The organism is Myxococcus sp. CA005 (genome assembly GCF_006518205.1).
GTDB classification, from domain to species: domain Bacteria; phylum Myxococcota; class Myxococcia; order Myxococcales; family Myxococcaceae; genus Myxococcus; species Myxococcus xanthus.
In genome coordinates this window covers 67,326-78,929 of sequence record NZ_SRLV01000028.1, presented here as the reverse complement: position 1 = coordinate 78,929, position 11,604 = coordinate 67,326, and the positions used below count along the sequence as shown (strand labels likewise).

12 protein-coding genes are annotated in these 11,604 nt (G+C 67.4%); 4 read left to right on the top strand and 8 right to left on the bottom strand.

Annotated elements, in window-relative coordinates; all coding sequences use genetic code 11:
- Window positions 1-239 precede the first annotated feature (239 nt).
- Window positions 240-1,232, bottom strand: coding sequence for a discoidin domain-containing protein (locus tag FMQ63_RS15015; protein WP_020478698.1), 993 nt, complete (start codon window positions 1,230-1,232; stop codon window positions 240-242).
- A gap of 306 nt (window positions 1,233-1,538) precedes the next feature.
- On the opposite strand from FMQ63_RS15015, the gene FMQ63_RS15010 reads away from it, so the two are divergent.
- Window positions 1,539-2,045: a hypothetical protein gene (locus tag FMQ63_RS15010; protein WP_216609490.1), complete on the top strand. Its 507-nt coding sequence runs from the start codon at window positions 1,539-1,541 to the stop codon at window positions 2,043-2,045.
- Entirely contained in the window at window positions 2,045-2,404 is a 360-nt protein-coding gene (locus tag FMQ63_RS15005) for a hypothetical protein (protein ID WP_020478696.1), read from the top strand. The genes FMQ63_RS15010 and FMQ63_RS15005 overlap by 1 nt, the downstream gene beginning before the upstream one ends.
- Before the next feature lie 49 nt (window positions 2,405-2,453).
- On the opposite strand, the gene traA is transcribed toward FMQ63_RS15005, so the two are convergent.
- The 5 genes from traA to FMQ63_RS14980 form a co-directional block, all read right to left on the bottom strand.
- Window positions 2,454-4,010, bottom strand: coding sequence for an outer membrane exchange protein TraA family protein (traA, locus tag FMQ63_RS38570; RefSeq protein ID WP_011554902.1), 1,557 nt, complete (start codon window positions 4,008-4,010; stop codon window positions 2,454-2,456).
- A 253-nt stretch (window positions 4,011-4,263) separates the two neighbouring features.
- Window positions 4,264-5,421 carry a class I SAM-dependent methyltransferase gene (locus FMQ63_RS14995; RefSeq protein ID WP_011554903.1) on the bottom strand — a complete coding sequence of 386 codons (1,158 nt, stop codon included), beginning with the start codon at window positions 5,419-5,421 and terminating at the stop codon, window positions 4,264-4,266.
- Between the two features lie 66 nt (window positions 5,422-5,487).
- Complete coding sequence (locus tag FMQ63_RS14990) at window positions 5,488-6,378, bottom strand: hypothetical protein (protein WP_011554904.1); 891 nt, start codon at window positions 6,376-6,378, stop codon at window positions 5,488-5,490.
- 623 nt (window positions 6,379-7,001) lie between these two features.
- A complete protein-coding gene (locus tag FMQ63_RS14985) occupies window positions 7,002-7,292 on the bottom strand; it encodes a hypothetical protein (protein WP_020480731.1) in 291 nt (96 codons plus the stop codon).
- Window positions 7,293-7,489: 197 nt separating this feature from the next.
- On the bottom strand, window positions 7,490-7,861 hold the full coding sequence (locus FMQ63_RS14980; protein ID WP_020478693.1) for a hypothetical protein: 372 nt from the start codon (window positions 7,859-7,861) through the stop codon (window positions 7,490-7,492).
- 212 nt (window positions 7,862-8,073) lie between these two features.
- On the opposite strand from FMQ63_RS14980, the gene FMQ63_RS14975 reads away from it, so the two are divergent.
- A complete protein-coding gene (locus tag FMQ63_RS14975) occupies window positions 8,074-8,748 on the top strand; it encodes a hypothetical protein (RefSeq protein WP_225909374.1) in 675 nt (224 codons plus the stop codon).
- Between the two features lie 184 nt (window positions 8,749-8,932).
- Here FMQ63_RS14975 and FMQ63_RS14970 read toward each other — a convergent pair whose 3' ends face one another.
- Complete coding sequence (locus FMQ63_RS14970; RefSeq protein WP_020478692.1) at window positions 8,933-9,112, bottom strand: hypothetical protein; 180 nt, start codon at window positions 9,110-9,112, stop codon at window positions 8,933-8,935.
- 303 nt (window positions 9,113-9,415) lie between these two features.
- Here FMQ63_RS14970 and FMQ63_RS14965 point away from each other — a divergent pair, with 303 nt between their 5' ends.
- Window positions 9,416-9,988 (top strand): hypothetical protein, encoded by a 573-nt coding sequence (locus tag FMQ63_RS14965; RefSeq protein WP_020478691.1) that lies wholly within the window; start codon window positions 9,416-9,418, stop codon window positions 9,986-9,988.
- Between the two features lie 178 nt (window positions 9,989-10,166).
- Here the strand turns inward: FMQ63_RS14965 and FMQ63_RS14960 are convergent, their stop codons facing one another.
- Window positions 10,167-11,576 carry an NAD(P)/FAD-dependent oxidoreductase gene (locus tag FMQ63_RS14960; protein WP_011554908.1) on the bottom strand — a complete coding sequence of 470 codons (1,410 nt, stop codon included), beginning with the start codon at window positions 11,574-11,576 and terminating at the stop codon, window positions 10,167-10,169.
- Window positions 11,577-11,604 lie beyond the last annotated feature (28 nt).

The following is an 11,604-nucleotide window of genomic DNA, read 5'->3' as shown; positions in this document are numbered from 1 at the left end:
CTACTCCAGCCCGGACATCGAAGGGGGCAGGTTCGCATTCCTTCGGGTTCGAGGGTTCGAATCCCTTCCGCCGCGCATTCATGAAGGCCGGTAGTCCTTGAGGAAGCTCGGGACTGCCGGCCTTCGTGTTTGGCAGCCGACCGATAGCCTCCACCAGGGCCTGCACCTTCGTTACCGAGGCCAGCGCTCGACCAACGAGGCGTCGCGGCGAGGACTGGGGACCTGCTGTACTCCGGGCGTCAGTAGTCCCAGCGGTAGACTTCCAGTTCCTTCACGTCATAGCGGGTCGCGCCGCTCATGCTCAGGCCGAAGTACTGGTACGTCTGGTCCGACGTGAAGGAGTGGACGTGCGTGCCACCGCCCGCGCCCGTGCGGGTGGCGAGCGTCACCCAGGAACTCATGCCCGGCGTCCAGCCCATCAGCGTGTAGCCGGGGGGCACGAAGCTGCCCCATTTCACGACGACGCGGCGCACGGCCTCCGCCCGGCCCAGGTTGACGTTGAGCCACACCGTGTCCGAGGTGTTGGCGTGGTACGCCGAGCGCCATGCGCTGCGATAGTTCTCCAGGTGGTAGGCGCCATTGCCGTCCACGGCGGCGATGGGGGCGCTGATGCCCGTGTTCTCCGAGTCGCTCGCGCTGGCCGCCATGCCGAAGGCAAGGTTGGGGTTGGAGTCCAGATCGAGTGAGCTGCCGAGGTCGTTCACGACTTCGAAGTCGACGATGAGGTTTTCCGTCTCCGGCTTCGTGCTGCCCAGCGCCTGTTTCACGCCCGGGGTGACGTCAATCCAGCACCCCAGGGGCTTGTAGGGAGATGCCGCGCGGCCGCCCAGCGCGGCGTCACTGAGGATGCTATCGGCGGGCCCGGAGTCCTGGAGCGTGGTGAGGACGCTGCGGCCATAGCCCGCGTGCCCCGGGTGGCGGTTGGTGATGCGAATCTGCGTGCCCCACTTCAGCGAACGCGTGCTGCTGGTGCGCAGGTCCGATTGGGCCGCGGTGACGCCAGCCAGGTTGACGATGGTGTTGTTGGCGGCGTTGTAGCCGTAGTCCAGGGGGAGCGCGACGTAGAGCGCGCTCCAGGAGATGGTCTTCCCACTGGCGCCGGTGCCACCCCAGAAGCTGGAGGCATAGGCGCGGCGCTTGCCGGTGAACTGCGCGTTGGCGGTGCCGCAGAGGAGCATGGCGAGCACGAGCGTCCAGATGGGCAGGCCGCTGCGGGACAGGGATGGGAGCATGGAGTGAAGCCTCTCGGGGGAAGGGACGGGGCGAGCTTCGGAGCCATTCGGTGCGGGTGTCAAAAACCCGCCGAGGCCAAGGTTTCGGAGCGAATGCGCGCCCTGCTCGCCCCGCTCACGCAGCCGGTAGACGGTGGCGGACCAGACCTGGACGCCGAAGCGTGCAGCGGCTGGAACGCAGTTGCATCCTCCCGTGACGCAGCAACGCCCCGCTTCCAGATGAAAACGTGCGCCCACCCCTGGAGGTCGTTGGGTGCGCGAATTGCGGTGGGGCTCGGCTGGGGCTTCTCCCTGAGAGAGACATCAATGCCAAGCACGAGCGCTTCTGGAACCTGGGTGCAGTGCTTCGACATGTGGGGCTACCAGCACGCCTACATCAACTTCACGGGCGCTCAGAACGTCTCGGATCTGGATGACTACAAGTTCACGCTGTTTGGCTCCAGCTCCCCAGGTAGCGCCAAGGTGGGGGACCACATCGAGTCGCTGGTGACCGGCCCCCAGACCTGGCTCATCGCCATCGACAGCTTCCAGATGTTCAGCGCCCAGCCCGCGGACTGGCCCGGTGCGTCCGCGGCACGGAATGGGGCCATCACCCAGTTGGCGATTGTCGAACAAAAAGCGCTCTTCGCCACCATCTCGAACGATCTGGAGTCGCTGGTGGGGGCGCTCATCAACCTCATCCCGGACATCGGAGGGTTCCTCAGCAGCCTGATGGGCATTTTCTGGCCCTCCACCACCAACCCCAACCTCATCTGGGAAGCCATCAGCGGTACATCGTCAAGGCCGTTTACCTCGGCGTTGAGTCATCGGTGATGAGCTCCGTTGAGAACGAGTTCCGAGGCATCCTCAACGCCATCAAGCTGTATCAAAACGACCGGCTCTACAATGAGTACGACGGCCTGTGTCAGCTCATCGCGGACCTCGCCCCGTATTTCACCTACAACGCCAACTACCCCGCGTCGCAGTACCCCTCGCAGAAGCTGCCCTATAGCTCCGCCTATTTCACGATCGCGCTGGCCATCTACAGCGCGCGCTGGCGCTACTTCGACCAGATCTACGCCTCGGCGCCTTGGCCCGCGAAGCGCGAGGCCTTCAGGTTGTGGGTGGCGGAGACGCACATCCAGTCCAACCGAATCGCCACGTGGCGCTACCGTGATGAGCCGTTGAGCTGAAGGGGCGGCGACTTTCGCGTCGCGCTCCTCCATCGCGCGACGGCGTGTCCTATCGCCGACCGCGTCTCACGACGAGCGATAGCGCGAGCAGGGCCATGGGGAACAGCGCGGACGGACCACCCTGACAGCCGCAGCCAGACTCCGGCTCCGAAGGGTCCTCCGGCGAGCCTCCAGCCAAAGAGCCCGCGTCCCCGGCCGGAACTCCCGAGTCCGCCGTGGGATTTCCACCGTCCGTGTCCGTGCTTCCCCCATCCACGCCAGGGTTGGAGCCGCCGTCCACCTCGCCGGGCCCACCTGCGTCCGTCGCGCCCGCATCCGTCACTCCCGCATCCGTCGCTCCCCCATCGGAGGGGCCCGCGTCCGCCTCTCCCGCGTCCGCCGCTCCCGCATCCGTCGCTCCCCCATCGGAGGGGCCCGCGTCCGCCGCTCCCCCGTCCGCCTCTCCCCCGTCCGCCTCTCCAGCGTCGGGGGTCCCCGCGTCCACGGGCCTGCACTCGCCCTGCTGGCAGGTCCCTCCCGTGCACTCCGTGCCATCCTCCACGGGAGTGGAGGCGCAGTTGCCCGTCTCCGTGCAGATGGGCAGGTGGCATTCATCCGGCGCCACACAGTCATTCGCATCCTGACACTGCGCACAGACGAAGCCCTCGGTCTGGCTCACACAGTACGGCGTCGATGCACCGCACGGAGCGCACGACTCCCCACAGAAGAGCGATGAATCACAGGGAGCGCACAAGGCCGCCGCGTTGCAGCGGTAGCCCGTCTCGCATCCCCCATTCCCTGGCGCGTTGGCGAACTGACGGTTGCATTGGGCGCACTCGGTGGGAGTTGGGAACGAGGGCTGCCCCGACTCCGTCTGATGGAACATGCCGGGCGTGACAAGCACGAAGCCCTCGGTAGCCAGATTGATGATGGGCGGCATGGTCGCTGCCCTCTCGAAGTCCGTGAAGACGCCGTCGTATACCGACATCTCGAGTGCGGCGTGCTCCCCGACGTTCGTGTGGAGCACCTCCACGCCGTAGAGTCCGGGCTGCGCGAAGTGGACCGTGTTGGTGGCGCGCCACGTCGGAAAGCCGAGCGTCAGCGGACGGTTGATGACCGGGTAGCTCGTCTGGTCGCGGTCGAAGAGCGCCAGGCTCACCGAGTCGTCGGCGTAGAACCCGAAGTGCAGGGGCCTGTCGACCATGTCGCTCGTGACCGCGATGAAGCCACGCAGGCGGGTCGCGAAGGATGTGACGGCATCGCTGTAGCCGAAGTCACACCCGCCGACGGGGCAGCCCGCGACGGCCCCAGTGAAGTCCCCGTAGCTCAGCGTCCTCCCGTCATTGAGGTTGTTGGACAGGTCCAAGGGCGTCCGCAGCACCGAAGTGACGCGGTTGCCCCGGTTCGCCTCCATGAAGGCATTGATACCAGCGATGTACGTCGACTGAGCCTGGGGGAAGTCAGCCGCGGGATTCTGCGAGACGCTCGTCGCGACGCAGAGACCCGCCCCCGTCATCTCGGGAAGGGGCGCCACGGGAGGTCCACTCACCACGACGGCCTGAGCGCTGGCGGTGCGAGGAATGAACAATCCACACATCAAGAGCATGAGGATGCGGAGCAATCGCATCCGCGCGTCTTACTCCTGGCCGCCGAACTCCGACAAGTGCGGCCGGATGACTCCGTCACGCGCAAGCCCACCGAGCCCCTGGCTCATCCAAGCGCGCGCAACGCCTTTCCGAGCGCATCGAAATGCGGGGGACGTCCACCTTCACCATCCGTAAGCCACGTGGAGAGCCGCACAGGTCACGCCAGGTGATTCGCGGCTCGTGCTGCCGCCGGGGGATTCCTCCGGCGGCAGCAGGCCAACGACAACACCTGAACTACGGGCTCACCGGCTTCAGGCAGTAGAGCGTGGTGCGCTCGCGAGAGCGCGCCATGTGCAGCGGGTCTGACGCGTCCTTCGCTTTCGAATGCCGCGCCGGGGTCGACCGGGCCCACTGCACCGACAGGCCGCACCGTTCGAACTCCGCTTCGAGCCACCCGGGTGGGCGCAGGCCGAGCAGCACCGCGAGGTCCGACAGGAGCAGCAGGCCCACTCCCCCGGGAGCAAGCGAAGCGGAGAGTCCTTCGAGAAAGCGCCGCAAGAACTGGCTGTCCTCGTCGAACACGGCGCGGTCCACCCGGTTCTTGGGCGGTTCGGGAATCCAGGGTGGGTTGCACACCACGAGGTCCGCCGTGCCCTTCGGGAACAAGTCGGCCTCGGCCACCTGGAAGCGCTTGCCGAGCCCGAGCCGCTCCGCGTTCTCCTGGGAACAGGCCACGGCGCGAGAGTCACAGTCAGTCGCCTGCACGGACGCCGCGCCCCGCTGAAGGAGGATGAATGAGAGCACGCCGGTCCCAGTGCCGATGTCGAACACGCGCTTGCCCTTCACCTCCGTGACTGAGTTCAGCAACTCCACGTAATCCGTGCGGGTCGGAAGGTAGACGCCGTAGTGCGGGTGAAGCAGCCCAGTGAGGCCAGGAACAGCGAGCCCCTTGCGACGCCACTCCGCCGCCCCGAGCATGCCGAGGAGTTGTTTGAGCGGGACCACGGTGGTGTCCGTCGTTGAAGCCCCCCATACCTGATGGCATGCCAGTGAAGTATCCGGTGCCCGCGCGAGCCCGAGCCGGTAATCGCGGTCGAGAGACACCACGATGCGCGACAGCGTCTCGTGTTCGAGCTGCCGGGCCCGCCGCTCGGCACGGAATGCCTCCAGGGGCGAGCGCGCCTTCGCTGGCCGCGGCAGCCGCCGGCTCAGCGCGCCGAGGAGCTGCTTCGCGTTGTGGAAGTCACCGGAGTACAGCAGGAACTCGCCTCGGCGCACCCGCTTGAGCGCCGTATCCGCGCTGAGTCGGTCATTCACAGGAGACAGCCGAGCAGGCGCGGGTTCCGAACTCTCTGAGTGCCAGGTGAAGGCGGAGTCCAGCGGCGGCGCGGACGAAGAAGTGGAGGGGTTCGGCCCCTCGGGCGAGGCATCGGTTCGGGGAGCGCGAGACATGGGGATGGGGTAGCACGTCCACGCGCTCCCGTCGCGTGTGGGAAACCACTGGCTCTCACCGCGCCCTTAGCGCTTCTGGCGACGACGCGGTCGTCCTGACGCACGGCGCTTCGAGCCACCGGCAGGCGGGCCGTGTCTGAAACGTTGTGCGCCGGAACGCTGCTCCGGGGCGGGGGCCGGCTGCGGCGGCCTTCGCTCTCGCCTCCCGCCGCCGTCGCCCTGTGATGGGCGCTTCGAACGCTTCGAACCGCCCGCTTCCATCGAGCCAGTGAGCGCCCGGGTTGCGTCTTTCGCCACGCCTTCGGGCCCGACCGTGCCCTTCACGGCGTCTCGCACGGGTCCACCAGGCCCGAGTGCCTGGTCGGCCACGCGGTTCACCGTCCCGCCAGGTTCCAACGCCCCCTTCGCTGCCCCTCCCACGTCCCGGACGGCCTCGGACACCGCTCCGCCAGGCTTCAGGCTCTCATGGGCGGCTTCCCCCACCTCGCCTATCGCATGCCCCACGGGCCGAAGCAGGCTGGCGAGCAGTTCGGGGTTGCTATCCAATGTCTGGAGCGCGCGGCTCAGGATTTCATAGACACGCTGGAGCCGGACCTTGAGCAGCGCCTGGGCCTCCACGCCTTTGATGGTCAAATTGACCCGTTCGATGCCCACGTCGGCGCCCACATCGAGGCGCACGAGGTTGGCCAGCTCGGCATGCAGTGAGACGCGTGCACGCAAGTTCTCCACATCGAGCGTAATCTCATCCACCTTCACCGTCGGGACGTCGAGCAGCACGTCGGGCACGATTTCGATGGGCCCCTCGTCGACGCCCGCCTGCGCGAGCGCATTCCGTGTGTCCTCTCGCGTGGCTCCGCCTTCCCGCTGCGAAGGCCGCTCCTCGGGATTGTCATGCTCCGTCTTGTTCGCGGACTTCGTTCCCCGGAATCGCCATGCCCCCCATCCTGTCTTTGCCACGGTCGACCTCCTCCCTCTGTCAAGAGTGAGGAGCGGACAACGGGCCTGACACCCGGTGTGGCCAAGGGCCTCGTCCCATTGGCCTCAGTCCATCGACAGGCACTGCCGGCAGGCCGCACGGCCTCTCACCCAGGCAGCCAGGGCCCCCACGGAAGCAGGCCACGCCCGCCTTGCCACAGCCTCCCGAGCAACGCGTCTCCAGATTGAAAGGGAGCTGTTGGCCCATGCCCCAGGGAGTTCCCCATGCCGGTACGTCGACCACCGCAATCAAGTCACGCGCGTTTCCAGAGCGCACCATTGAACGACCAGGAATCCGAGCTGAACGATGACGTCGCCATTACCGCACGCGCCCGGGGCGAATCGCTCGTCGTGCATGCAATCCATGGCGTTCATGTTCGCACCTGGTCGTCTCCTGGCGTCGAGAGCATCCATACCTCGCACCGGACGGGAGTACCGGCGCCCCTCACGGCAGGGCACTACGGGCCCTTCGAAGCAGCCATGCATGTGGGAACACGGTTTCAGGAGCCTTCAGCGCCCCCACGGAAGCGCTCCGGGCGGAGACGCGACTGAACCTCCATCGGTAGCCAGGGCGGGCCGCCCCCCGTCCCCTACCCGCCCGGCAATCACCCACCCTTTCGGTCCACCCGCTCCAACTTGCGCCGCGTAGGACCTTCCTCGGGCTCGGGCCTCAACGAGGCCAACTGCTCGGCCGCCGCGTCCGCCGCCATCTGTCGTACGGTCGCCAGGACGTCTTCGAGTCGCCCCGATGCGTCCACGCGGTCGGCCAGGTCCCGCGCCTTTCCCGCCACACGTGTATACGCGCGACGCTCCAGCGCCGAGGCCGGCAAGAGGGACGCCGACAGGAAGCCCAGGGCCAGGACCCCAAGTCCCGCCCCCACGGGATGCTGTCGCATCGTCTGCGCTGTCCACGTTTGGGCTCCCACCGCGCGGGAGCGCGCATCGTCTCGCGAGGGAAACTTCTCTCGGAGACTCCCAGCAACCGCCCGGCCCTTGTCGCGGACCGCCCGCAACGGCATCAGTCCCCCTTGCGCCTGACCTGGAGCGCCGCCGTTCCGTCCCTCGCGCGCAGCCGCCTTGTTCGCGCTACGTCTCATGACTCAGCCTCCCCTTCCACATCGCCAGCACCGCTGGCGCGAAACATCCGCCCCGCGAGCAGGCCTGCCCCCAGCAGTCCCGTGAGCAACAATCCCGGGCGCTGCCGCACGAACTGTCCCGTGCGGTCCAGGAATGCCTCGACGGATTGCTCATCCAGCCGCGAGGAGGCGCCGCGGAACATGCGCTCTCCCGTCTCCAGCATGCGTTGCGATGCCGGGCTCCGTGCACGCCGGGTGGCGCTGCCCAGCCCCTCTGCCATGTCCTCCAGCACCGACACGAGCAAGCCCCGCTGGAAGTCCAGGCGCTCCATCACCCGGCCCCGTGCGTATCCCGTGACCTGTTCGACCTGCTTCTGCGCAGCTTCCATCCTGGGTGATGCGTTTCGCGCTGGGCCGCGCGAGCGCTTCCTCTCCTTTGTCTTCGTCGAGGCCATGATGTGCGTCCTCCTGAGACCGAAGGTAGACACCTCCGCGTCACGTCCGGGCAACCAGACCGCTCACGGCGTGGTCGTTCGCACGCACGTCCCGTGGGTACCTTGCGGACATGGCCGTCGCCACGTTGATTCATCAGGAGGCGAACATGAAGCCAGAGCAGGAGAAGACGCTTCACGAAGAGGTCGTGGCAACGGTGGACCGCCTGGTCCTCAAGCATCCGGAGCTGAAAAAAGAGCTGGAGCAGGTACAGGGCTATGCCGTCTTCCCCTCGCTGGGCAGGGCATCGCTGGTCCTCGGCGGCTCGTACGGCCACGGCGAAGTCTTCGAGAAGGGCAAGCCGATTGGCTTCGCCACGCTGAGCCAGCTGACCCTCGGAGTCCAGGTGGGCGGACAGACCCTGAGCGAGCTCATCTTCTTCGAGGACCGTGATGCCATTGAAGCGTTCAAGGGAGGAAAGGCGGCCTTCGCCGCCAACGCGTCCGCAGTGATCGTGAAGGCGGCGGCGTCCGGAACCATCAACTATGCGAAGTGCGTTGCTCACGCCTACTCGCGTGGCGGCATGCTGCTCGAGGCCTCCCTGGGCGGACAGAAGTTCACGTTCATTCCGCGTTCGTCGGGCGCATCGGAGCGAGGGAACGGAGGCCTGGTGCAGCGCTTCCGCAGGCAGGATGCGTCCGAGGAGAACGGGGCCGATGACACCGGGCAGCGTTCGCGGCTGCAAGCGTCGCAGCCCCCTCCTGCCCTGACCACGGGGCTGACGGCTGCCGCCCTGCTGCTCACCCGAATCATCAAGGCACAGGCCAGTGCTCGCCACGAATGAAGCGCCCATCCGAGACAAACTGGCGAGCCAAGGCCAACGCGCGCTGAAGCTCGCGAGGAAGGAGCTGGGCGTCCACCGCAGACTGCATGGTGACGCAAGGGCGGCATTGCACCGGCTGGAGGCCCGCTCACCGGAGCTTGCTCAGGCGAGGGCTCGGGCCTACGCCTATGCCGTCTTCCCTTCGCTAGGCCAGGGAAGCGCCGTGCTCGGAGGCACCTGGGGGATGGGCGAGGTCTTCCGTCACGAGCGGCTGGTCGGATACGCGGCGCTGGTCCAACTGACCCTCGGAGTCCAGTTGGGCGGACAGACATCTTCGGAGGTCGTCCTCTTCGAGGACCAGGAGGCATTCCAACGCTTCAAGCATGGCGGGACGGGACTGGCACTCAACGCGGCCGCGACCCTGGTCAAAGCAGGCGCAGCGAGGGCGCGGGGCCCAGCTGGCAGCACGACGGTCGCGCTGGCCACGGCTGGAGGAATGTGGGCGGGCGCCGCGCTCGGCGCCCAGCGCACCTTCGTCGTGCCGGCCGTCCTCACCCGCAGCAGCACATTGCGCCGGGTTCTCTCATCCATACCTTCTTTGACACGAGGAACGCCGGCCCCCAACGAGGGCGAAACAAGGGAGAGCGCGATGGCCAAGGCGCAGACGACCACATCCGGGAGAAAAAGGTTGGGCAAGCTCACCGCGGCCTGGAAGCGCCGCAAGGCCCAGGAGGAAGAGAAGACGCGCCCTCAGAAGGTCGCCGCGCACACACGCGAGGCCATGCAGCGGGTCAGCACCCGAGGGCGCGAGACACTGGAGCACCTGCGAGACCGGGTCCCCAGTGGAGACAGACTCCGTGAGCGAGCAGGCAAGGCACGCACCTGGGCAGCCGACCAACTGGGGGAACACGCGGTGGCCATTGGATTGACCACGCTGGCAGCAGGCGTCGCGGGAGCGGCGCTGCTTCCCGTGTCGGACCGGGAGCGACGCGCGTTGAGCTCCGTGTCCCACAAGGTGCAGGGACTGACCCACTCCCTTGGAGCCACTCCCGGGGTTGCGCGGCTGACCCGGTCCGTGAGCGGCGCGGTGGCACGCGTCCGCCGCGGTGACGGCGCTGCCACGGAGGAGGAGAAACCCCGCGCCCCCCGCCCCAAGAAGCTCGCGGCGACGCGTGGCAAGAAAGCCGCGGGGAAGCCAGCGGCGGCGGCCAAGACATCCCGCCGTTCTCGAAAGGACCGGCCCTCCGCCCCAGGCCAGTAGGCAGGGACGCAGGCCGGAGCGCCCAGCGGAACATCGCCTGTTCCCGTCGCGCGGAAGGTGAAATCGGACGAGGCGTTCGTGGAGGGATTGGCCACGAATGTCCGAGTCCGCACTCACCGGGCCCCTAAGTCGGGCAGCTGGCCCCACGGGCTCTCGCAAGCCACCACCGCGGCATGAATCAGACGCCGTGCAGGCCCTCTGCCATGCACGCCCCGCTGGCTCCTGACAGGATTTCAAGGGCGGCGCGTTGGCCTGACAAGAGCGCTCCCTCCATCCAGCCGGGCATGGGAGAGGTTTGGTCTCCGGCGAAGTGGACCCTGCCTTCGCGCGTTGCGAGCGCACGTCCCCACTGCGTGAGCTGCCTCGGCCGGAACCACGCAAAGGCACCCCGAGCCCAAGGGTCCAGGTCCCATGCGTAGGAGGTTCCGCACTGCACTTCGGAGGCCAGCTCCGGCGCGAACTGACTCAAGCCCCGCACAGCCATGGCAATGCGCTCCTCCTCGGAGAGAAGGCCCGCCGCGCGGGCGCACGGGCCCACGCGATACGCTTCAAGGATGCCTGACGGCGGAGGTTGTGTCGGTGCGGCGTCAAGGACGTGCATGATGGGGAGGTCCGTCAGCCACCCACTCGACCACCCCCACTCTGTCCAGAGGCGGCGCCGGTATTGGATGAAGGTGCGCACGACGGACGTATGCTCGAGCTCGCGAATCGCCCGCAGCTTGTCCGCCGAGAAGGCCGGGACGAGCTCAACGCCACGAAGGACCGAGAACGGAATGGCGCACACGAGCCGCTCCGCTGTGAACGTTCTGTGCTCTCCCGTGCTGCCGCGGCAGGACACGCGAACGGTCCCCTGTTCCTGCTCGATGCGCTTCGCTGCCCATCCGAACTGAATCCTTCCACCGAGCGCTTTCGCCAGGGCGACGGGAAGCCGGTCACTGCCGCCCCTCAAGGTGTAGGCGCTCGAGCCTCCTCTGCCGACCGTCAACAACTCCCGTCGCAGAACACCAAGCGCCGAGCTTGCGTCGATGCCATCACCCACGAGGTCAAACCGCCCCAGGCTCACCGCGTCGATGGCCGCTGAAGAAGCGCCCCGTTCCGCGAGGGCCTCACGAAGGGTCAGGCCATCGAGGTGGGCCGCGCCTGGACCGGGCCAGGACTCATGGAAGGGGTCGCCGACAGCCTCCACGAGGGGCGCCACGTACCTCCGATAGAGACCTGAAAGGCCGAGCTGCTGCTCATCCGCCCTCAGGACATGCGGGAGGCTCGTATCATCACCAATGGGGGCCAGGATGCGACGTCCCCGAAGATGGAAGGGCCGCAAGGCCGACGTGTGCGGAACTGGCAGCGGGTCGAGATCCAGGCCGAGCCTCCTCGCAAAGCCGAGGACCGTCGAGTGCCCACCGAGGACATACTTCGCGCCCGCCTCGGCGTACATTCCGTCCAGGAACGGCTGCCGCAGGGTCAGGACCCGGCCACCGACTCGAGAGCGCGCCTCGAGCACGACGACGTCCTGGCCTGCGAGGACAAGCGCATGCGCTGCCGCCAGTCCTGCGAGGCCCGCGCCCAGAATGATGACGCGTTCGCTCATTCGAGACGTCGCCTCGCGCCTTCGGTGA